General features: G+C 65.9%; 23 protein-coding genes. 10 read left to right on the plus strand and 13 right to left on the minus strand.

Features of this window, described 5'->3' with window-relative positions; genetic code table 11:
- Positions 1-6 precede the first annotated feature (6 nt).
- The 11 genes from BMW66_RS08670 to secG form a co-directional block, all read right to left on the minus strand.
- Entirely contained in the window at positions 7-1323 is a 1317-nt protein-coding gene (locus BMW66_RS08670; RefSeq protein ID WP_093117508.1) for a glutamine synthetase family protein, read from the minus strand.
- Between the two features lie 287 nt (positions 1324-1610).
- Entirely contained in the window at positions 1611-2417 is an 807-nt protein-coding gene (locus BMW66_RS08675) for an ABC transporter permease (protein ID WP_093117510.1), read from the minus strand.
- Positions 2414-3271 carry an ABC transporter permease gene (locus BMW66_RS08680; RefSeq protein WP_425441316.1) on the minus strand — a complete coding sequence of 286 codons (858 nt, stop codon included), beginning with the start codon at positions 3269-3271 and terminating at the stop codon, positions 2414-2416. The genes BMW66_RS08675 and BMW66_RS08680 overlap by 4 nt, the downstream gene beginning before the upstream one ends.
- Positions 3272-3380: 109 nt before the next feature.
- Positions 3381-4094 carry a transporter substrate-binding domain-containing protein gene (locus tag BMW66_RS08685; protein ID WP_093117514.1) on the minus strand — a complete coding sequence of 238 codons (714 nt, stop codon included), beginning with the start codon at positions 4092-4094 and terminating at the stop codon, positions 3381-3383.
- Positions 4095-4120: 26 nt separating this feature from the next.
- On the minus strand, positions 4121-4900 hold the full coding sequence (locus tag BMW66_RS08690) for an ABC transporter ATP-binding protein (RefSeq protein WP_093117655.1): 780 nt from the start codon (positions 4898-4900) through the stop codon (positions 4121-4123).
- A gap of 171 nt (positions 4901-5071) precedes the next feature.
- Positions 5072-5806, minus strand: coding sequence for a phosphate/phosphite/phosphonate ABC transporter substrate-binding protein (locus BMW66_RS08695; RefSeq protein ID WP_093117516.1), 735 nt, complete (start codon positions 5804-5806; stop codon positions 5072-5074).
- On the minus strand, positions 5803-6243 hold the full coding sequence (locus BMW66_RS08700) for a tellurite resistance TerB family protein (RefSeq protein WP_093117518.1): 441 nt from the start codon (positions 6241-6243) through the stop codon (positions 5803-5805). The genes BMW66_RS08695 and BMW66_RS08700 overlap by 4 nt, the downstream gene beginning before the upstream one ends.
- A 72-nt stretch (positions 6244-6315) precedes the next feature.
- Entirely contained in the window at positions 6316-6738 is a 423-nt protein-coding gene (locus BMW66_RS08705) for a tellurite resistance TerB family protein (protein WP_093117520.1), read from the minus strand.
- The gene (locus tag BMW66_RS08710) at positions 6738-7031 is read right to left on the minus strand and encodes a DUF1330 domain-containing protein (RefSeq protein WP_093117522.1); all 294 of its coding nucleotides are present in this window, start codon (positions 7029-7031) and stop codon (positions 6738-6740) included. The genes BMW66_RS08705 and BMW66_RS08710 overlap by 1 nt, the downstream gene beginning before the upstream one ends.
- Before the next feature lie 168 nt (positions 7032-7199).
- Positions 7200-8843, minus strand: a complete 1644-nt coding sequence (locus BMW66_RS08715) for a CTP synthase (RefSeq protein WP_093117524.1) — start codon at positions 8841-8843, stop codon at positions 7200-7202.
- Positions 8844-9003: 160 nt separating this feature from the next.
- Complete coding sequence (gene secG, locus BMW66_RS08720) at positions 9004-9360, minus strand: preprotein translocase subunit SecG (RefSeq protein WP_093117526.1); 357 nt, start codon at positions 9358-9360, stop codon at positions 9004-9006.
- 245 nt (positions 9361-9605) lie between these two features.
- On the opposite strand from secG, the gene nthA reads away from it, so the two are divergent.
- The 4 genes from nthA to BMW66_RS08740 are packed head-to-tail and all read left to right on the plus strand — an operon-like array spanning position 9606 to position 11894.
- On the plus strand, positions 9606-10220 hold the full coding sequence (gene nthA / locus BMW66_RS08725) for a nitrile hydratase subunit alpha (protein WP_093117528.1): 615 nt from the start codon (positions 9606-9608) through the stop codon (positions 10218-10220).
- 2 nt (positions 10221-10222) lie between these two features.
- Positions 10223-10903 (plus strand): nitrile hydratase subunit beta, encoded by a 681-nt coding sequence (gene nthB, locus BMW66_RS08730; protein WP_093117530.1) that lies wholly within the window; start codon positions 10223-10225, stop codon positions 10901-10903.
- A complete protein-coding gene (gene nthB / locus BMW66_RS08735) occupies positions 10900-11574 on the plus strand; it encodes a nitrile hydratase subunit beta (RefSeq protein ID WP_093117532.1) in 675 nt (224 codons plus the stop codon). The genes nthB (BMW66_RS08730) and nthB (BMW66_RS08735) overlap by 4 nt, the downstream gene beginning before the upstream one ends.
- On the plus strand, positions 11571-11894 hold the full coding sequence (locus tag BMW66_RS08740) for a nitrile hydratase accessory protein (protein WP_245729409.1): 324 nt from the start codon (positions 11571-11573) through the stop codon (positions 11892-11894). Before nthB (BMW66_RS08735) ends, BMW66_RS08740 begins: the two co-directional genes overlap by 4 nt.
- A 183-nt stretch (positions 11895-12077) precedes the next feature.
- On the opposite strand, the gene BMW66_RS08745 is transcribed toward BMW66_RS08740, so the two are convergent.
- Positions 12078-12473 carry a DUF6524 family protein gene (locus BMW66_RS08745; RefSeq protein ID WP_093117536.1) on the minus strand — a complete coding sequence of 132 codons (396 nt, stop codon included), beginning with the start codon at positions 12471-12473 and terminating at the stop codon, positions 12078-12080.
- Between the two features lie 140 nt (positions 12474-12613).
- Between BMW66_RS08745 and BMW66_RS08750 the strand changes: the two genes are divergently transcribed.
- Together BMW66_RS08750 and BMW66_RS08755 are read left to right on the plus strand one after the other, a co-directional pair.
- Entirely contained in the window at positions 12614-13906 is a 1293-nt protein-coding gene (locus tag BMW66_RS08750) for an adenylosuccinate synthase (RefSeq protein WP_093117657.1), read from the plus strand.
- Between the two features lie 60 nt (positions 13907-13966).
- The gene (locus BMW66_RS08755; RefSeq protein ID WP_245729411.1) at positions 13967-14206 is read left to right on the plus strand and encodes a DUF2842 domain-containing protein; all 240 of its coding nucleotides are present in this window, start codon (positions 13967-13969) and stop codon (positions 14204-14206) included.
- Here the strand turns inward: BMW66_RS08755 and BMW66_RS08760 are convergent.
- Complete coding sequence (locus tag BMW66_RS08760) at positions 14191-14817, minus strand: TetR/AcrR family transcriptional regulator (RefSeq protein WP_093117538.1); 627 nt, start codon at positions 14815-14817, stop codon at positions 14191-14193. The two genes, BMW66_RS08755 and BMW66_RS08760, sit on opposite strands and share 16 nt — an antisense overlap.
- Before the next feature lie 137 nt (positions 14818-14954).
- On the opposite strand from BMW66_RS08760, the gene BMW66_RS08765 reads away from it, so the two are divergent.
- Genes BMW66_RS08765 through BMW66_RS08780 form a run of 4 tightly spaced genes read left to right on the plus strand, consistent with a single transcriptional unit; the run spans position 14955 to position 19766 of the window.
- A complete protein-coding gene (locus BMW66_RS08765) occupies positions 14955-15788 on the plus strand; it encodes an FAD binding domain-containing protein (RefSeq protein WP_093117540.1) in 834 nt (277 codons plus the stop codon).
- Complete coding sequence (locus BMW66_RS08770; protein ID WP_093117542.1) at positions 15785-16285, plus strand: (2Fe-2S)-binding protein; 501 nt, start codon at positions 15785-15787, stop codon at positions 16283-16285. Before BMW66_RS08765 ends, BMW66_RS08770 begins: the two co-directional genes overlap by 4 nt.
- Positions 16282-18663 carry a xanthine dehydrogenase family protein molybdopterin-binding subunit gene (locus tag BMW66_RS08775; RefSeq protein WP_093117544.1) on the plus strand — a complete coding sequence of 794 codons (2382 nt, stop codon included), beginning with the start codon at positions 16282-16284 and terminating at the stop codon, positions 18661-18663. Before BMW66_RS08770 ends, BMW66_RS08775 begins: the two co-directional genes overlap by 4 nt.
- Before the next feature lie 47 nt (positions 18664-18710).
- On the plus strand, positions 18711-19766 hold the full coding sequence (locus BMW66_RS08780; RefSeq protein ID WP_093117546.1) for a C4-dicarboxylate TRAP transporter substrate-binding protein: 1056 nt from the start codon (positions 18711-18713) through the stop codon (positions 19764-19766).
- Positions 19767-19843 lie beyond the last annotated feature (77 nt).

Genomic DNA, 19843 nt, shown 5'->3' on the forward strand with positions numbered 1-19843 from the left:
AAGGGGTCAGACCCGCTCCAGCCAGCTTTGCCAGCGGTCGGTCGCGGGAATCGCCTCAAGCCGGCGCATTTCCTGCCGCTTGGTCATGACCATATTGCGGATCAGCCCGGCGGGAAAGATGCGTGCGATCAGGGGGTCGTTTTCGAACAGCGAGATCGCGCTGGTCCAGTCCCCGGCGAGCTGCGGCCCGTCCTGTTCGTAGGCGTTGCCGGTGATCGGCGCGGGGGGGACGGTCTGCGCCTCGATCCCTTCCATCGCGGCGCCGAGCACGGCGGCGAGCATCAGGTAGGGGTTGATGTCACCGCCCGCCACGCGATGTTCGATCCGCCGCGCGGGGGCCGGACCGCCGGGCACGCGGATGGCGGCGGTGCGGTTCTCGTAGCCCCAGCAAATCGCGGTGGGGGCATGGGCGTCCGGCACCATCCGGTCGTAGCTGTTGCCATGCGGCGCGAAGATCAGGGTGGAGGCCCGCATCGCGGCGAGGCAACCGCCGATGGCGTGGTGCAGCGTCTCGCTGCCCTTCGGTCCGCCATCGTCGAAAACATTGCGCCCGCCGTCGTCCAGCACGGAAAAATGCACATGCATCCCGTTGCCGGAATCGTCCGGATAGGGCTTGGCCATGAAGGTCGCGGCCATGCCGTGTTGCCGCGCGAGGCCGCGCACCAGCGTCTTGAAGAGCACCGCGTCGTCGGCCGCGCGCATCGCGTCCTGATGGGTCAGCGTGACCTCGAATTGCCCCAGCCCGGCCTCGGAAATGGCGGTCTGGGCGGGGATACCCATTGCCGCGCAGGCGTCGTAGAGCGCGGTGAAGAAGGTATCAAAAGCGTCCAGCTCATCGAGCGAGAGCACCGCGTGCCCGTCGAGCGGGCGCCCGGTGAGCGGGTGCCGGGGCGGGCAGAGTGCGCCGGTGCTGTCATCGACGAGGGTGAATTCCATCTCGGTCGCGGCGATCACCGTCCAGCCGCGCGCGGCGTAGCGATCCAGCACGCGGGCGAGCGCATGGCGCGGATCGCCGTCGAAGGGCGCGCCGCCCTCGGTCCGCATGGTCATCGGCACCAGCGCGGAGGCATGTGGCAGCCAGGGCATCGGCACCGGGCCGCGTTCGGTCGGCAGCAGGATGCCATCGGCGTCGCCGCTTTCGAATACCAGCGGCGAATCCTCGATATCGGCGCCCCAGATGTCCACGTTGAGCGCCGAGAGCGGCAGGCGCACCGCGCCCTTGGCCAGCTTTTCGGCGTAGGAGGCCGGGACACGCTTGCCGCGCCACTGGCCGTTGAGATCGAGGGCGGCCACGCGGAAGGTGGGGAATTGCGAAAGGTCCATTGAAGGGCGCTCCAGCCTGACTATGGGCATCGGTTTACAGGACGGACGGGGGTGTTGTCACCTTGATTTGATCAAAAAACTTTCGGGTGGAAGGACGGATTTTCGGCACGTCGGTGGAACGTCGGTATTTTGTCGGTATCGCGTCGGTGCGGGGGGACTTCAAGCGGGCGCGCGGGCTCATGTGAGTTTACGCTCGGGCCGCGCAGGCCCCGGGGCTCTGCCCCGGACCCCGAGGTATTTGACCCGAAAAGATGCAGCGGTGGTCGTCTGAAGTCTCAGCGGATCAGTTAGCGGATCAGGTTGGGGCGAAAGCGCAGGCGGGGGCGCATCGGGCGCGGCAGGTGGCGGTTGAGACGGGTATTGATCGCCCCGAAGATGGCGATGATCACCAGCGTGAGCAGGATAAAATAACCCGCCAGCACCGGATAGGGAATGAAGGGGTTGAAGGTCTTGTCGGCAAGGTAGCTGGCGTAATAGAGCGAGTCGCCCTTCTGCTGCCATGCGGGAAAGCCCGAGAAGAACACCAGTGTGGTGGCGTGAAACAGGAAGATCGCCTCGTTGGTGTAGGCGGGCCATGCCAGCCGCAGCATGGTGGGATAGGTGATGCGGCGAAAGCGCGGCCAGCCCGACATGCCATAGGCGTCCGCCGCCTCCAGATCGCCGCGGGGGATCGATCTCAACGCGCCGTAGAAGATTTCCGCCGAATAGGCGGCGGTGTTGAGAAAGAGCACGACCAGCGCCCCCAGCCAGGCCGAGGTGAAGGGGCTGAAGACGGGGTGCACGCCCTTGAGCGAGAGAAACAGGAAATAGGCGAAGAAGAACTGGATGAAGAGCGGGGAGCCGCGAAACACGAGGACGAACCATCCCGCCAGCTTGCGCAACACGATGTTCCGCGATGCCTTGCCGAGCGCCACGGCCACGGCCAGAAAGAACCCCGAGATCAGCGCCAGCGTGCCGAAGTAGATATTCCACAACAGCCCCGAGCCGATCAGCGTGAAGTGATGGCAGAGCGTGAAGTTGTCGCGCGGCAGAAGCCGTTCCCCGATCCCCAGCGAGCGCAGCCCGTAGTCGGCGATGATGTCCCAGCAGCTCATGCGCCCGCCCTGCGTTTCGCATCGCCGCCGCTGATGGCCTGTCCGACCGACAGGCGGCGCATCAGGCGATCGAGCACGATCTCGGATATCCGGGTGAACACGAGGTAGAAAACCAGAAGCGCGAGGAAATACCACATCCGCCAGTCGCCGTGCGGGTAGTCGGTGAAGCGCGGGGTTTTCGCGCCGCCCAGATCGCGTGCCCAGTAGACGATATCCTCGACCCCCAGAAGAAAGAGCAGGGGCGTGGCCTTGATCAGCACCATCCACAGGTTCGACAGCCCCGGCAACGCGTAGATCCACATCTGCGGCACCAGCACGCGCCAGAAGGTCTGCCGTTGGGTCATGCCGTAGGCGGCGGCGGTTTCAAGCTGATCGTGCGGCACGGCGCGCATGGCCCCGAAGAGCACATTGGCGGCAAAGGCGCCGAAAACGATGGCGAAGGTGATCACCGCCAACGCAAAGCCATAGGTTTCGTGCAACCACTGCGGCGCGCTGCCGGGGGGCACCTTGGCGGCCTGACAGACGATGAAATCGCTGCCCTGGCGGATTGGCTCATCCCACTCGGGGCATTTCGCCTTGTGCATGAGCCATTCCAGCGCCTGATCGAGCGCGATGACGAAGAAGAGGAAGAAGGCGATGTCGGGCACGCCGCGCACCAGTGCGATATAGGTCTTGCCCAGAAGCGAAGCGGGCAGGAAGCGCACCCGCGCCAGCATCGCGCCGCCGAAGCCGAACAGCAGCGCCGTGGGCGCGGTGATCGCCAGCAAAAGCAGCACGGTGCCGAAAGAGCCATAGAAGGCCATATGCTTGCCCGTGGTCAGGTAGCATGACAGCCATTTCAGGCCGAACAGCATTTCGGGGTTGGCGCAATAGCTGAAAATCGCGGGCCTCGTCGGGGTGATGCCGGAGGTCGGAAGGCGGGCCGGGCGCGGTTTGGGCGCCCGGCCCCGGGATCATCGGTGATCAGAAGGTGGAGGACACCTCCCACTTCCGGATCAGTTCATTGAGGCTGCCGTCGTCCTTCATCGACTGGATCGCCGCGTTGAAGGTTTCACGCAGCTCCGGATCGGATTCGCGAATCCCCATGCCGACACCCCCGCCAAGCGGCACGTCGGGACCGACGAACATCAGGTCGGGATCTTCCTCGGCCAGCGGCGCGAGGTAGGATTTGTCGGCGAGCACCGCGTCCGCCTCGCCGTTGCGGACGGCGGCGATGGTTTCCTCGGGCGTGGCGAACTCCACCAGCGTGGCGCCGGAGTCGGCCACATAGCCTGCCTGAATCGTGCTGGCCTGCGCGGCGATCACGCCGCCCTCAAGGTCCACGCCGTCCGACAGGGCCAGATAGGCCGACGGGTCGGGCGGGGTGTAGTTCTGGGTAAAGTCGATCACCTGATCACGCTCGTCGGTGATCGACATGCCGGCGATGATCGCGTCGTAGTTGCCGGACACCAGGTTGGGGATGATCGAATCCCAGTCGTTGGTGACCCATGTACACTCCAGTTCGGCGCGGCGGCACAGTTCATCCCCGAGGTCCTTTTCGAAGCCGTCGATGTCTCCGGCGTCGTTGATGAAGTTCCACGGGGGATAGGCGCCCTCGGTGCCGAGGCGGACGGTATCGGCGGCAGAGGCCGTGGCGGCCACGGCCAGCGCGGCGGCGGATAGCAACAGTTTTCTCATGGGTATGCTCCCTGTCAGTTTGATTGTCATGCTTGGACGGTCGAGCTCAGAAATTGCCGCAACCGTTCCGATTTGGGCGCGCCGAAGAGATCCTTGGGCGCGCCTTCCTCCTCGATCAGCCCCTGGTGCAGAAACACCGTGTGGCTCGATATGTCGGCGGCCATCTTCATGTCATGGGTGACGATGAGCATGGTCCGGCCTTCGGCCGCGAGATCCTTGATCACGCGGATCACCTCCTGTTCCAGCTCGGGATCGAGCGCGGAGGTGGGTTCGTCGAACAGAAGCGCCTCCGGCTCCATGCAGAGGGCGCGGGCGATGGCGGCACGCTGCTGCTGTCCGCCGGACAGCTGCGCGGGGTAGGCGTCGTGTTTTTCGCCGATACCCACCTTGTCGAGATAGGCGCGGGCGGCGGATTCGACCTCCGCGCGCGGGCGGCGCAGGACGGTGAGCGGCGCCTCCATCACGTTTTGCAGGATGGTCATGTGGGACCAGAGGTTGAACTGCTGGAACACCATCGACAGGTTGGTGCGGATGCGCAGCACCTGCCCGAAGTCGGCGGGGTGGCGGTGCAGCCCCGTGCCCCTCCATTTCACCGGCTCGCCCTTGAAGATGATCTCGCCCTGCTGGCTGTCCTCCAGCAGGTTGGCGCAGCGCAGGATGGTGGATTTGCCCGACCCCGAGGAGCCGATGAGCGAGACGACATCGCCCTTGCGCGCGGTGATGTCCACGCCCTTGATCACCTCAAGATCGCCAAAGGCCTTGTGCAGATTGCGGATTTCGAGAACGGGTGTCGTCTCATCGGTCACGGGGGCGATTGTCCTCTTGCTGTCGGCTGTGCGCCCGGCGGGCGCGGGGTCAATGGTAATCAGGGCTGAAAAAATGCGCAAATGCAACTTTCAATCCGGGTGACGCCGGGTGAATGGGGCCAATTCGCACGGCCCCGCCGCCCGAATGGGCGCGGGTTGCGCGCGGGGCGCCTATGGGGCGGGCGGGGTCGGCACGGCCAGATAGGTGGACGCGGGGATCGTCACGATGGCGCGCAGGTGCAAGGTGTCCCGGTCAGCCGGCGACAGCGTATCCACGGCGGCAGAGAGCGCGGTGCGCAGTGGCTCCGGGTCCCGGTTGCGCGCGGTGATATAGGGCAGCGCCGGGGTGGGATCGGTGCGCGCGATCTCCACCAGATCGGCGGCAAAATCGTCGTGGCGGCGGATCATCTCCCATGTCAGCGCATCGAGCCCGGCCAGATCGGCGCGCCCCTCGGCGACCGCCCGTGCCGAGGCGCGGTGCGCGCCGGTGGGCACAAGCGTCCCCATGCGTAGCCCGGCGGCGTCCATATGCGTGCGCGGCGCGGCCCAGCCCGAATGCGACAGCGCCTCGTTATAGGCAAAGCGCGCGCCCGCAAAATCGGCAAGCGCCGCGTCCGCGCGGGTGCGGTGCGCCACGAAGACGGAAGTGTAGTGCCCCGGCGGGCAGCCCGGCAGCCCGTGGTCGGGGGTGGCCACAAGCGTGACGCGGGGGTGAAGGCGGCTACGGAAGGGCAGGCCGCAGGTCTGCGCCAGCAGCAGATCGGGGCTTTGCCATGCCTCCCAGAGGGGGGTGTCGCGGTCAAGCCGCTCCGGCCCCTCGCCCAGATGCCCGCGAATGGCGGCCCAGAAGCGATCCGTCGCGGCGGCGGTTTCGGGCCTGTCATACATCGCGAGCTGCGCGATCATCCCTCGTCTTCGACCCGCTTGCGCGCAAGGTTGCTGTCGCGGTCGTTGATGCCCAGCAGGTTGGCGGCGAGGCGGACGATCGCATCCTCGTGCGAATCGCGCTCTCCGTCGGCCAGCACCACCGCCCAGAGCGTTTCGATCACCGCCACCCGTTCCTCATGGGGGACCTTGTCCTTGATGGCGCGGGTGAAGCGGACGGTATCGGGGGCCTCGGATTCCAGCGTCTCGCCGTCATTGCGCAAACTCAGGGCATCGGTCTGTGAGAGCCCGTAGCGCGTGACGAGTATTCGCTCGATCCGGTCGGCCTCTTGCAGATCGTAGTGACCGTCGGAGCGGGCAATGCGCACCAGAAGCGCGGTGAGCGCCAGCCGCGCGTCACCGTCGGGAAGCGTTTGGGTTTCGGGGGCGGTGAGCCGTTTGAGAAAATTCGCGAACATGGGATCAATCTAGGTCAGGGAGAGGCAAAGTGCCAGAGGGGCAGGGCACCAGAGCGCCCCGCCGAGCGAAGGTCAGCGGGGGACAGGGCTATCCCCGGGGTCGATGGCAAGCGCGCGTTCGATCTCGTGCAGGGTGGCGTCCTCTTCGGGAGTATCCATCCCGTCGGCCATGATCACCCGCCAGAGCGCGTGCACCATGTCGAGCCGGTGGGGGTAATCCACGGTCTGCACGATGATTCGCGCGAAATCGGCCGTGCCGGGAGCCTGTTTTTCCAGCTTTTCGCAGGTGGCGCGCATTCTGGCGGCCTCGACCGGCTTGAGGTTGAAGGAGGCGGCGAGAATGCGGTCGATCTCACCGATCTCGGTGGCGTCATAGTGCCGGTCGGACTTGGCCACCCGCACCAGAAGCGCACCAAGCGCGAGCTGGTGATCGGGTTCGGGCAGGGCCGGGGCGGGGTTGTGTCCGCGCAGACGATTGAGCAAACCCTCCCACATCAGCCGTCATAGCCTTCGACAATGACGATGTCGCCGGTCGAGACCGGATCGCGGATCGCCTTGGCCGCCTGATACCCGTCCGAATGATAGCACTCGAGCGCGGCCTGATAGGAGGGGAATTCGATCACGACATTCCGGGCCCGGGCGGTGCCTTCGGCAAGTTCGAACGGCCCGCCGCGCACGAGAAAGCGCGCGCCGTACTCGGCAAAGGGCGCGGCGTTGGCGGCCACGTAATCCTTGTAGGTTTCGGGGTCATCCACGTCGATGCGACCGATCCAGTAGCCTTTGGGCATTGCGCGCTCCGTTGTTGTGTCATTCCGTCCGACTCCACGATAGCGGGCGCGCGGAAAATGTCATCCCGCGCGGGTGCCGGGCCGGCATTTTCCGGATGGAGTGCGCTTGCGTGCACACAGGGCGCGCCTTGTCCCGCCTTATGGGCGCGGCAAAGCCGGTGCGGCGGATCAGACGAGGCGCGAGTTGTCCTTGGCCGCGCGGATGAAGTCGCGGAAGAGCGGATGCGGATCGAAGGGTTTGGATTTCAGTTCCGGGTGAAACTGCACGCCGATGAACCACGGATGATCGGGCCATTCGACGATCTCGGGAAGGCGGCCGTCGGGGGACATGCCGGAAAACACCATGCCCGCTTCCTCGAGCTTCTCGCGGAACTTGATGTCCACCTCGTAGCGGTGGCGGTGGCGTTCGTCGACCCGCGTGCTGCCATAGATCCCGGCCACGCGGCTGCCCTCTTTCAGGATCGCGTCATAGGCGCCGAGGCGCATGGTGCCGCCCTTGTCATCGCGCAGGGAGCGTTCCACGGTGTGATTGCCCCGCACCCATTCCTTGAGATGATACACGACAGGCGTGAAGCGCTTCTCCCCGGCTTCATGGTCGAATTCCTCGGAGCCGGCGTCGTGCAGGCCGGCGAGGTTGCGCGCCGCCTCGATCACCGCCATCTGCATCCCGAGGCAGATCCCGAGATAGGGCACCTTGCGTTCGCGGGCGAACTGGGCGGCCTTGATCTTGCCTTCAGTGCCGCGCTCTCCGAAGCCGCCGGGCACGAGAATGGCGTCGAAGCCTTCGAGATAGGGGGCGGGATCCTCGGTGTCGAAAATCTCGGCATCGACCCATTCCACCTTGACCTTCACACGGTTGGACATGCCGCCGTGAGTGAGCGCCTCCGCGATGGACTTATAGGCGTCCTCGAGTTGGGTGTATTTGCCGACAATGGCGACCTTCACGGTGCCTTCGGGGTTGTAGATCCGGTCGGCCACGTCGTCCCAGCGTGTGAGGTTGGGTTTCGGGGCCGGGGCGATGCCGAAGGCGTCGAGCACCGCCTGATCGAGCCCTTCGCGGTGATAGGCCAGCGGCGCCTCGTAGATCGACTTGAGATCGAGCGCGGCAATCACCGCGTCGGGGCGCACATTGCAGAAAAGCGCGAGCTTGTCGCGTTCCTTTTGCGGAATCGGGCTTTCGGAGCGGCATACGAGGATGTCGGGCGCGATGCCGATGGAGCGCAGTTCCTTGACGCTGTGCTGGGTCGGCTTGGTCTTCAGTTCTCCGGCGGCGGCGATGAAGGGCAGAAGCGTGAGGTGGATGAAGATGCACTGTCCGCGCGGCTTGTCCTGAGAAAACTGGCGGATCGCCTCGAAGAAGGGCAGCCCCTCGATGTCGCCCACGGTGCCGCCGATCTCGCAGAGCATGAAATCGACCTCGTCCTCGCCGATAGACAGGAAATCCTTGATCTCGTTGGTGACGTGCGGAATGACCTGAATGGTCTTGCCGAGGTAGTCGCCGCGACGCTCTTTTTCCAGCACGTTCATATAGATACGGCCCGAGGAGACGGAATCGGTCATCCGGGCGGGCACGCCGGTGAACCGCTCGTAATGGCCCAGATCAAGATCGGTTTCCGCGCCGTCATCGGTGACGAACACCTCGCCATGTTCGAACGGGGACATGGTGCCGGGATCGACGTTGAGATAGGGGTCGAGCTTGCGCAGGCGGACGGTGTAGCCGCGCGCCTGCAGAAGCGCGCCGAGCGCGGCGGAGGCAAGCCCCTTGCCCAGCGAGGAAACGACGCCACCCGTAATGAAAATGAACCGTGCCATCGGCTGGCAACCCCCGTGATTGTCGTGTTTCTGCTCGCCCCGCGCCAGTGAAACGACGCAGCATCACGGGATTTGAGACATACAGGATTCGCATGACCTTGGCAACCGGACCGCAAGATGCTGTTGCGGCCCTGAAAGGTTGCTCAAGCTATGGTGGCGATCAGTCGGCGCGTGGAACGAGCGGCGTGTCGTCGCCTTCGCTCGGCGGGAGCAGATCGGAGGCGGGCGGGGCGGTGTCGCCCTCTTGCGCGGCGGGGGCGTCGCGCAGCCTGTCCACCACGGACGAGCCCGCCGATTTCTGCGCCGCCATGATCGTCAGCGCGATCGAGGTGCAGATGAAGGCGATGGCGAGAACCCAGGTCAGCTTGCCCAGGGCGGTTGATGCGGAGCGCCCGGTCGCGGCGCCGCCGCCCCCGCCGCCAATGCCAAGTCCCCCGCCTTCGGAGCGCTGCATGAGCACGATGCCGATCAGCGCCAGCGCGAGAAGAAGGTGGATGATGAGGACTACATTTTCCATGGGGACCCGTCAGTTCGCCAGTGTTGGATATATCAGCGCGCTGTGTAGGGAAGTTTGGCCGACGGGGCAAGGCGGTTTCAGGGGCAGGGCCGTGACCGGCAGGAGTGCGCGTGCCGCGCACGCCGTTTTTCCTGGCGCTCAGGCCGCTCAGGCCCCTGGGCTCTGCCCCGGACCCCGAGGTATTTCACCCGAAAAGAGGCAGCGGGGATCTGGACTTGGGCCCGGTGTCGCGGCAGGGTGGTCCCATGCCACATGATCATGACCATCCCCACGCCCTGTTGCCGCCCGACCCCGCGTTGCGGGTGAAGGCGCTTGAGACGATCCTTGTCGGCAAGGGGCTGGTCGATCCGGCCGCGCTCGACGAGATCATAGACATTTATCAGAACCGGATCGGTCCGCAGAACGGCGCGCGGGTTGTGGCGATGGCCTGGAGCGATCCCGGGGTGAAGGCACGGCTGCTGAGCGATCCGGTGCCGTTCTTGCAGGAGCTAGGCTATTATGGACGGCAGGGGGAGCATGTCACCGTGGTCGAGAACACGGCCGCGGTGCACAACATGATCGTCTGCACGCTATGTTCCTGTTATCCTTGGCCTTTGCTGGGTATCCCGCCAGGGTGGTACAAGTCCGACGCCTACCGTGCGCGGGCGGTCCGCGCCCCGCGCGCGGTGCTTGCGGAGTTCGGGGTGCGCCTGCCGGAGGGCAAGGCGGTGCGGGTCTGGGATTCGACGGCCGAGATGCGCTATCTCGTGCTGCCGGAACGGCCTGCGGGCACCGAGGGCTGGCCGGTGGAGGCGCTGGCGCGGCTGGTGACGCGCGACAGCATGGTGGGCACCGGGCTGGCGCGGGAGCCGGGGACGTGAGTATGAGCCGGCTGCATGACATGGGCGGGCGCATCGGGGATGGCGCGGTGAACCCGGCGGACGATACCCCGTATACTCAGGATTGGCAGGGGCGTGCGCTGGCGCTGACGATGGCGACTGAGGAGCTTGGGACATGGAGTATCGATAGCTCGCGCCATGCAGGAGAGCGGCTCATCCCCCACGATTACATGAATTTCTCCTATTTCGAGAAGTGGCTCGCGTCGCTGGCCGATCTTCTGGTGGCGCGCGGGCTTGTGAGCGAGGCGGAGCTGCGCCGGGGCGCGGCGGCGGGCGTGTCCGGGTTGGCGGACAGGATGCTGAAACCGGGGGATGTGGGGGCGATGGCGGCGTCGGGCGCGCCGAGCGAACGCAGCCTGAAGGCGCCTGCGCGATTTGCCAACGGTGAGCGGGTGAGAACGCGGAGACCGGCGCGAAATATCCTAGTGGATCAGGGGCATACGCGGCTGCCGTCCTATGCGGCGGGCTGCGTCGGCGAGGTGGTCAATTGCCACGGGGCGCATGTTCTGCCCGACAGCAATGCGCATGATCTGGGCGAGGCGGCGGAGCCTTTGTATTCTGTGCGCTTTGCCGCGCGGGAACTATGGGGACGGGCGGAGAATCCCGACGACGCAGTGACGCTCGACCTGTGGGAAAGCTATCTGGAGCCGGAGGCCGGGGCATGAGCCGGCTGCATGACATGGGCGGGCGGATCGGGGATGGCGCGGTGAACCCGGCCGATAACGCGATCTATGCGCGGGACTGGCACGGGCGGGCGCTGGCGCTCACGCTGGCGGCGGGGGCGCTCGGGGCGTGGAACATTGATATCTCGCGCCATGCGCGGGAGCGGCTAAGCCCCCGCGATTACATGAATTTTTCCTACTACGAGAAATGGATCGCGGCGCTTGCGGACCTGTTGGTGGAGCGCGGGCTCGTGAGCGAGGAAGAGTTGCGACGGGGCGCGGCGGCGGGAGCCTCCGAGGCGGCGGATCGGGCGCTCAGGGCGGATGATGTGGCTGCGGCGCTGGCGCGGGGCGGGCCGAGTGGGCGTAGCATCGAGGCGCCCCCGCGATTTGCCGTCGGAGAGCGGGTGAGAACGCGGAGACCGGCACGAAATATCCTGGTGGATCAGGGGCATACGCGGCTACCGTCCTATGCGGCGGGCTGCGCGGGGGAGGTGGTGATCTGCCACGGGGCGCATGTTCTGCCCGACAGCCATGCGCATGATCTGGGCGAGGCGCCGGAGCCGCTTTACGCCGTGCGCTTTGCCGCGCGGGAGCTTTGGGGACGGGCGGAGCACCCCGGCGACACGGTGACGCTCGACCTTTGGGAAAGCTATCTGGAGCCGGAGGCATGAGCGATGCGCCGGAGCCGGTTTTCGAGGCGCCGTGGCACGCGCAAGTCTTTGCAATCACTGTCTCTTTGAACGAGGCGGGGCTGTTTTCATGGCCCGAGTGGACGCAGGTTTTCGGCGCCACGCTGGCGCGGCATGGGCTGGCGAAAGAGCTCAACGGCGGGGAGGATTACTTTGCCGCATGGCTTGAGGCGCTGGAGGCGGTCCTGGCCGAAAAGGGGATCGCGGCGTCGGGGGCGGTGGAGGCGATGCGTGCAGCCTGGGAGGAAGCGTATCTGTCGACCCCGCACGGCACGCCGGTGAAATTGCGCGAATCGGGTTAATCCCCTGATTATGAAGAAAAACCCCTGTCGGTAAAACGTCGGTATCGCGTCGGTGGCGGTGTCGGGATCCTGCCCGGTTAACGGGGCGTTCGGCGCGAGAGTGTGAAGATCGGGTTACGAAACGGGTTGATCGCGTCCCCCCGGCGCGTCCGGGGGGCGGCGTGCTTGCGCGCGGCGGCGGCGTTATTCGTCCACGTCGTCCATGTCGGCCTGCCCCGAGAGCCGGCGGCGCACGTGGCTCCAGCTCAGGCCGATGCCGAGCACCAGCGACAGCGCGAAAATGCCCAGCCATGTGTTCATCTCGCGGTTGCCGAGTGTCAGCAGACCGTAGTCGTAAAGCACCCAGAGCAGCGCGGCGACCAGCGAGAGCACCAGAAACATGCCGAAACCGCCGATCGAGCGCAGCGTGGCGCGCAGGTAGATGATGTAGCCGATCATCAGCAGCAGCCCCAGAAGCACGGTCAGGGGCAGCTCCTCTGTATAGTTCACGGCGGACCAGCGGATATAGTTCCAGTCCGTCGGGTTGAAGGTGGTCGAGAGCAACCCGAATGCGAAAAGCCAGCGCAGGAAAAACCCCATTCATACCCCCCCGGGAAAAACCATGGCCCGTATTGGCGCAAAAGGGCGGTGCCTGTCCAGTGCCCGGCATGAATTTGCGGTTTCACCGGCAGGGCAAGATCGCTACAAGGGCGCGGGTTTGGCAAGGCAAGGAACCGGACATGGCCAATGTTGTCGTCGTGGGCGCCCAGTGGGGCGACGAGGGAAAGGGCAAGATCGTCGACTGGCTCAGCGAGCGGGCCGATGTGATCGCGCGGTTTCAGGGCGGGCATAACGCGGGCCATACGCTTGTTATCGACGGGGCGGTCTACAAACTGCATGCGCTGCCCTCGGGCGTGGTGCGCGGCGGCAAGCTTTCGGTGATCGGCAACGGGGTCGTGCTGGACCCCTGGCATCTTGTGGGCGAGATCGAGACGATGCGCGGGCAGGGGGTTACGATCAGCCCCGAAACGCTCATGATCGCGGAGAATACGCCGCTGATCCTGCCGATTCACGGCGAGTTGGACCGCGCGCGCGAAGAGGCGGTCGGCGTGGCCCGTATCGGCACCACCGGGCGCGGGATCGGCCCGGCCTATGAGGACAAGGTGGGGCGCCGGTCGATCCGGGTGGCCGACCTGGCCGACGACGAGACGCTGGAGCGGCGGGTGGACCGGGCGCTGGCGCATCACGACGCGCTGCGCCGGGGGCTGGGCCTTGAGCCGGTGGACCGCGCCGCGCTTATCGCCGGGCTCAAGAAGATCGCCCCGGAGATCCTGCCCTATGCGGCGCCGGTGTGGAAAGTGCTGAACGAAAAGCGCAAGGCCGGCAAGCGTATCCTGTTCGAGGGGGCGCAGGGCGCGCTTCTGGATATTGATTTCGGCACATACCCGTTCGTCACCTCGTCGAACGTGATCGCGGGGCAGGCGGCGACGGGCACCGGGATCGGGCCGGGGGCGATCGATTTCGTTCTGGGGATCGTGAAAGCCTATACCACCCGCGTGGGCGAGGGGCCGTTTCCGACAGAGCTTGACGACGACGACGGGCAGCGGCTGGGCGAGCGGGGGCATGAATTCGGCACCACCACCGGACGCAAGCGGCGCTGCGGCTGGTTCGATGCCTGCCTTGTGCGCCAGACCTGCGCCACCAGCGGGGTGAACGGAATCGCGCTGACCAAGCTGGACGTGCTGGACGGGTTCGAGACGCTGAAGATCTGCGTGGGCTATGATCTGGACGGGGCGCGGCTCGACTATCTGCCGACGGCGGCGGACCAGCAGGTGCGCTGCGTGCCGATTTACGAGGAGATGCCGGGCTGGAGCGAGAGCACCGAGGGCGCGCGCAGCTGGGCGGAGCTTCCGGCGAATGCGATCAAATACGTGCGCCGGGTCGAGGAGCTGATCGATTGCCCCGTGGCGCTTCTGTCCACCTCGCCGGAGCGGGAGGACACGATCCTCGTGACCGATCCGTTCTCGGACTGAGGGGCGGGGGTTGACCACCGGGGGCGCCCGGTTATGTCCGGCATGAGAGGGGGGAGGCGCGTGGCACTGAGCTACAAGGCGCGGCGGCGGTGGTCGCTGGTGATCCTGCTGATCGGGCTGCCGGTCTATATCGTGGTGGCGGCGACGCTGGTGGGTCTGCTCGACCGGCCGTCCCTGCTTGTGGAACTGGGGATTTATGTCGGGCTGGGCATCCTCTGGGTGCTGCCTTTCAAGGCGGTGTTCAAGGGGATCGGACAGGCGGACCCCGATGACGATGGGCCGGATCAGCCCAATCCGTAGGAGCCCAGGAAACGGTCGACCGCGCGCTCTATCGCCTCTGTCGGGTCTTCGGGGGTGGGCATCTGGTAGATGTGGCGCCGGATTCCGATGTAGACGATCCCGCCGTGCAAGTTCCAGATGTCCTCCATCTGCGGCAGCGCCGGGCCAGGGGCGCTGGCGTGGAGTTCTTCCAGCAGGGGCCGGAGAATCACCGTGCCTAGATGATGCAGGTAGCGGCGGTTCAACTCGGCCCCCGCCAGACCCGAGAACATGAAGATCCGCATCCAGTTGTATTCGAAGATCAGCCGGCTGTATTCGCGGTAGAACGTCAGAATTCGCGCGCGCAGGGGGTGCGATCTGTCGGTCAGGAAATGCGGCCAGTCGTCGGAGAGCCGGTCAAGGTAGACGTGCTCGTAGACCGCCTCCAGTATCTCTGCCTTGTTGCTGAAATAATTGAATAAAAGCGACTGCGTGATGCCCAGCCTGCGGGCGAGGTCACGGGTTGTCCCGTCCAGTCCGACATCGGCGAAAAAGGTCACCGCGCCCTCGACGATCTGGCGGCGGCGTTCGGCGGGGGGAAGCCGGCGGCGTTCCGGCGCGTCGGGCGGGGTCTGTGTGGCTCTATCGGTCATATGCGTATCTCTAACGGCAACTGCCGGAAAAATTCTACTTGCAATATCATCTAAATAATAGATCATCTGATCAATAAGGTTGATCGACTGATCAGCAAGCGCCCTGGGGAGAGGGCGGTGAACGGGAGGATTTTGCCATGAAGGCTTTGGCGGGCGGCTATGCCCAGGCCCGGGATTTGCGTCACGCGCTTGACCTGCTGGGGCAGGCGGACGGGATGGGGCGTGTGCTTGCGGGCGGTCAGAGTCTGATCGCCGCGATGAACATGCGGCTGACCAGTGGCGATTTGCTGGTGGATATTTCCCGCATCGCAGAGCTGCGTGGGGTCGCGCTTGACGGCGGCTGGCTGCGGATCGGGGCATTGACGCGCCATGCCGAGATCGGGCGCGACGCCCTGATCGCGCGTCATGCGCCGCTGCTGACCCGGGCGGTCGGGCATATCGCGCATTCGGCGATTCGCAACCGGGGCACCATCGGCGGATCGCTCGCGCATGCCGATCCGGCGGCGGAGTTTCCCGCCTGCGTGCTGGCGCTTGAGGCGGTTCTTCACCTCGACGGGCCGGACGGGCGCCGCGACGTGGCGGCGGAGGATTTCTTCCTCGGGGTTTTCGAGACTGCCATCGAGGAGGGCGAGATCCTGACCGGGATCAGCGTGCCGGTGGCGCAGGACGGGGAGCGGCATGTCCTGCGTGAGGCCGCGCGGCGGTCGGGCGATTACGCGCTGGCCGGGCTTTGCCTTCTACGCCGGACGGCGGGGCATCGCCTTGCGGCCTTCGGTGTGGGCCCGTGCCCGATTCTGGCGCGCGGCGCGATGGAAAAGCTCGATCACGGAGATATCGACGGCGCGGTTGCCGCCCTGTCGGGCGAGATCGACCCGCCCGGCGACACGCAGGCCAGCGCCGCCTATCGCCGCCATCTGGCCGGGGTGCTGTTGCGCCGCGCGCTTTCAGACCTTGAAGGAGAGCAATCATGAGCGATGCCTTCCGCGACCGTATCGACATCGCGTTGACGGTGAACGGTGAGCCCGTGGAGGCGCGGGTGCCTGCCGGCCGTCATCTGGTGGATTTCCTGCGTCTCGATCTGGGGCTGACGGGATCGCACGCGGGGTGCGAGCACGGGGTGTGCGGCGCCTGCACGGTGAAAGTGGATGGCGAGGCCGTGCGCGGCTGCCTCATGCTGGCGGCGCAGGCCGACGGGGCGGAGGTCTGGACGCTGGAGGGGCTGACGCAAAGCGGTGTGATCCGCGATTTGCAGGACGCCTTCGTGGCGCGCAATGCGCTTCAGTGCGGCTATTGCACGCCGGGGATGCTGACCTCGATCGAGGAGCTTCTCAATCGCGGCGGCGTGCCGGAGCGGGCCGAGATCCGCGAACACCTGTCGGGCAATTACTGCCGGTGCACGGGATACGAGGCGATCGTGGATGCGGTCGAAAGCGTGGCGCGCGCGCGCGCCGAAAAGGGGGCCGCATGACCATTTCCTTTGGCAATCCCGACCGTCCCAACAGCTATATCGGCAAGACGGTGCCGCGGCCCAACGCGCCGCGCCTCGTGCAGGGGCGGGGCAAATACGTGGACGATATCGTGCTGCCGCGCATGGCGCATGTCGCCTTTGTGCGCAGCCCGCACGCCCATGCGACCATCGGCGCGATCGACACCGCCGGCGCGAAAGAGGTCAAGGGGGTGTTGCGCATCTTCACCGGCGCGGAGATCGCGGAGGTCTGCACACCGTGGGTGGGGGTTCTGGCGCATCTCAAGGGATTGAAGTCGCCGCCGCAGCACGCGCTGGCGGTGGACCGGGCCTGCTGGGTCGGCGAGCCCGTGGTCGCGGTGGTCGCCACATCGCGCGCCGCCGCCGAAGAGGCCGCCGCGCTGGTCGATGTGGACTATGACCCGCTGCCAGTCGTCACCGACATGATGAGCGCGCTGGACGCCGACACGCCGGTGCTGCACGCGGATATGGGCGACAACCTCGCGTTTCGCCGCCTGCACGAGGAAGGCGATGTCGATGGGGTCATGGCCACCGCGCACAAGGTGGTGTCGGCCCGGTTCAAGACCGCGCGCCACACCGGCGTGACGCTCGAGCCGCGCTCCATCCTTGCCGACTGGAACCCCGCCGAGCAGCAGCTGACCACGTGGAACGCGACGCAGGCGCCGCATATGATCCAGACGGTTCTGGCGACGCATCTGGGCCTGCCGGAAGGGCGGGTGCGGGTCATCTGCGACGATGTGGGCGGCTCTTACGGGATCAAGGTGCATGTCTATCCCGACGAGGTGGCGACAGCGGCGATCTCGAAGATCATGGAGCGCCCGGTGAAATTCGTGGCCGACCGGCTTGAGAGTTTCAGCACCGACATTCACGCCCGCGATCACGAGATCGAGGCGAAGATCGCGGTGGACGCCGAGGGCAGGATCCTTGCCATCGATGTGGACGACTGGACCGCGATCGGGGCCTATTCGGTCTATCCGCGCACCTCGGCGATCGAGGGCAACCAGGTGGTCAACCTCTGCGGGGGCCCCTATGATTTTGCCAATTACCGGGCGCAGACCACTGTCGTGTTCCAGAACAAGACGCCGACCTGCCAGTATCGCGCCGTGGGCCATCCCATCGCCGTGGCGGTGACGGAGGGGCTTGTCGATCTGGCGGCGGCCGAGCTGGGCATGGACCCGGTCGAGATCCGCCGGCGGAACATGTATGCCGATGACGTCTATCCGGTGACATCACCGGCGAAGATGAAGTTCGAGGGGCTGTCGCATCACGCCAGCCTGAACAAGCTGCTGGAGTTGATGGACTATGACGGGCTGCGCGCGGAGCAGGCCGCCTTGCGGGGCAAGGGCATACATCGCGGCATCGGCATCGCCAGTTTCATCGAGCTGACCAACCCGTCGCCGTTCATGTACGGGATCGGGGGCGCGCGCATCTCGGCGCAGGATGGCTGCACCGTGCGGATGGACCCGGACGGATCGCTTGTGGCGCTGTCGGGTGTCACCGAACAGGGGCAGGGCACCGAGGCGATGCTGTCGCAGATCGTGGCCGAAGGCGTCGGGGTCAGCCCCGACCGCGTGCGGGTGATCACCGGCGATACGCAGGTGACGCCCTATGGCGGGGGCACATGGGCCTCGCGCGGCGCGGGTATCGGCGGCGAGGCGGCGCTGCAATCGGCGCGGGCGCTTCGGGGGGCGATCCTTGAGGTCGCGGGCGCGATGTTGCAAAGCCCGGCCGAGGCGTTGGACATCCGCGACGGTCAGGTGGTGGACGCCGCGTCCGGCGAGGTGCGGATGCCGCTGGAGGAGTTGGGGCGCATCGTCTATTTCCGGGGCGACACGCTTCCAAAGGGGGTGCCGCGCGAATTGGTGCAGACCCGGCATTTCATCACGTCCGATTATCCCTTCGCCTTCACCAACGGGGTGCAGGCGTCCTATCTCGAAGTCGATACCGAGACCGGGATCGTGACGCTTCTGAAGCATTGGTGCGTGGAGGATTGCGGACGAATCATCAATCCGCAACTTGTGGATGAGCAGATCCGGGGCGGTATCGTGCAGGGTCTTGGCGGGGCGCTGTTCGAAGAGATTCACTATGACGCGGAGGGGCAGCTTCTGAACGGGTCGATGGCCGATTATCTCGTGCCGATGGCCGCCGAGATGCCTGACATGGTCGTGGGCCATGTCGAGACCCCCACGATGGAAAGCGAGCTTGGCGCCAAGGGCGCGGGCGAGGCGGGCACCGCCGGGGCCCCGGCTGCGGTGATGAACGCGATCAACGATGCGCTGCGCCCGCTGGGCGGGCAGGTCACGGCGATGCCGTTCACGCCGGAGCGCATCCTGCGCGCACTGGGACGGATTACGGATTGAAACCACTGGGCCCCGGAGGAGGGGTCCGAACTCAGGGAGGACGACGAATGAAACATGCAACCCTTACCGCCGCCACCGCACTGGCGGTCTTTGCCGGCGGCTGGGCCGCCGCGCAGCAGAGCGTGACGGTCAACATCGGCTCCAGCCACCCGGAGGCGAACATCTGGGTCTATGCCATGAAGAACACCTTTCAGCCGGAGGTGGACCGGATTCTGGCGGAATCGGGCGAGTATGAGGTGAACTGGAACGAAGCCTACGGCGGCACGCTTTACAAGTTCACCGACACGCGCGAGGTGGTGATGGACGGGATCGTGGATGTCGGGATGGTCGGCACCGTCTGGGAAGGGTCCACAATGCCCTTGCAGAACGTGACCTATTTCACGCCCTTCGCCACGCCCGATCACAAGCTGATCATCGAGATCTTCGACGAGTTGAGCGAGGAGCTGCCGGAGTTGCGCGACAGCTGGGCGGAGAACAACATGGTGCACCTGTCGTCGCTGATCACCGACAGCTATGACATTTACGCCACCTTCCCGGTCAATACGCTCGACGATCTTCAGAACCGCAAGCTGAACGCGCCGGGCACCTCGGCCAACTGGCTGCGCGGGACGGGGGCCACGCCGGTCGACGGGGCGCTGACCACCTACTACACCAATATCCAGACCGGGGTGACGGAAGGCACGCTGTCGTTCGCGTCGGGCATCCTGCCGACCCGTGTCTACGAGGTCGCGCCGGAGCTGACGCGCGTCGGGATCGGGTCGATGTATTTCGGCGGGATCGCGGCGAACATGGATTTCTTCGACGGGCTGCCGGAGCCGGTGCAGTCGGCCTTCCGGCAGGCGGCGCAGGCCACATCTGTGGCGCACGGCGATTATGTCGAACAGCTTGCCAACCGCGCGCTTGACGAGATGCAGGAGGCGGGGCTGACCATCCATGAGCTGCCCGAGGCCGAGAAGACCGCCTGGGTCGAAGGGCTTCCCAATATCGTGGAGCCGTGGCTGGAGCAGACCGGCGAAGATGGTAAGGTCGTGCTGAGGGCCTATTTCGACGCGCTGCGAGAGCGCGGGGTCACGCCGCTGCGCAACTGGGACGAGGGACTCTGATCCATCGGCCTGAATGACGAATGCGCCCGCCCGGTTTCGGCCCGGCGGGTGCGATGTTGCAAGGGAGACGGGCAAGG

Source organism: Salinihabitans flavidus, from assembly GCF_900110425.1.
Taxonomy (GTDB): domain Bacteria; phylum Pseudomonadota; class Alphaproteobacteria; order Rhodobacterales; family Rhodobacteraceae; genus Salinihabitans; species Salinihabitans flavidus.

Coding starts and splice junctions, on each gene's coding strand:
- BMW66_RS08700 (WP_093117518.1), bottom strand. CDS start 6,243: ATGTTCGCGAATTTTCTCAAACGGCTCACCGCCCCCGAAACCCAAACG.
- BMW66_RS08765 (WP_093117540.1), top strand. CDS start 14,955: ATGAAGGCTTTGGCGGGCGGCTATGCCCAGGCCCGGGATTTGCGTCAC.
- BMW66_RS08680 (WP_425441316.1), bottom strand. CDS start 3,271: ATGCTGTTCGGCCTGAAATGGCTGTCATGCTACCTGACCACGGGCAAG.
- BMW66_RS08745 (WP_093117536.1), bottom strand. CDS start 12,473: ATGGGGTTTTTCCTGCGCTGGCTTTTCGCATTCGGGTTGCTCTCGACC.
- BMW66_RS08670 (WP_093117508.1), bottom strand. CDS start 1,323: ATGGACCTTTCGCAATTCCCCACCTTCCGCGTGGCCGCCCTCGATCTC.
- BMW66_RS08710 (WP_093117522.1), bottom strand. CDS start 7,031: ATGCCCAAAGGCTACTGGATCGGTCGCATCGACGTGGATGACCCCGAA.
- nthA (WP_093117528.1), top strand. CDS start 9,606: ATGCCACATGATCATGACCATCCCCACGCCCTGTTGCCGCCCGACCCC.
- BMW66_RS08760 (WP_093117538.1), bottom strand. CDS start 14,817: ATGACCGATAGAGCCACACAGACCCCGCCCGACGCGCCGGAACGCCGC.
- BMW66_RS08695 (WP_093117516.1), bottom strand. CDS start 5,806: ATGATCGCGCAGCTCGCGATGTATGACAGGCCCGAAACCGCCGCCGCG.
- BMW66_RS08675 (WP_093117510.1), bottom strand. CDS start 2,417: ATGAGCTGCTGGGACATCATCGCCGACTACGGGCTGCGCTCGCTGGGG.
- BMW66_RS08780 (WP_093117546.1), top strand. CDS start 18,711: ATGAAACATGCAACCCTTACCGCCGCCACCGCACTGGCGGTCTTTGCC.
- nthB (WP_093117530.1), top strand. CDS start 10,223: ATGAGCCGGCTGCATGACATGGGCGGGCGCATCGGGGATGGCGCGGTG.
- secG (WP_093117526.1), bottom strand. CDS start 9,360: ATGGAAAATGTAGTCCTCATCATCCACCTTCTTCTCGCGCTGGCGCTG.
- BMW66_RS08750 (WP_093117657.1), top strand. CDS start 12,614: ATGGCCAATGTTGTCGTCGTGGGCGCCCAGTGGGGCGACGAGGGAAAG.
- nthB (WP_093117532.1), top strand. CDS start 10,900: ATGAGCCGGCTGCATGACATGGGCGGGCGGATCGGGGATGGCGCGGTG.
- BMW66_RS08715 (WP_093117524.1), bottom strand. CDS start 8,843: ATGGCACGGTTCATTTTCATTACGGGTGGCGTCGTTTCCTCGCTGGGC.
- BMW66_RS08775 (WP_093117544.1), top strand. CDS start 16,282: ATGACCATTTCCTTTGGCAATCCCGACCGTCCCAACAGCTATATCGGC.
- BMW66_RS08770 (WP_093117542.1), top strand. CDS start 15,785: ATGAGCGATGCCTTCCGCGACCGTATCGACATCGCGTTGACGGTGAAC.
- BMW66_RS08685 (WP_093117514.1), bottom strand. CDS start 4,094: ATGAGAAAACTGTTGCTATCCGCCGCCGCGCTGGCCGTGGCCGCCACG.
- BMW66_RS08705 (WP_093117520.1), bottom strand. CDS start 6,738: ATGTGGGAGGGTTTGCTCAATCGTCTGCGCGGACACAACCCCGCCCCG.
- BMW66_RS08740 (WP_245729409.1), top strand. CDS start 11,571: ATGAGCGATGCGCCGGAGCCGGTTTTCGAGGCGCCGTGGCACGCGCAA.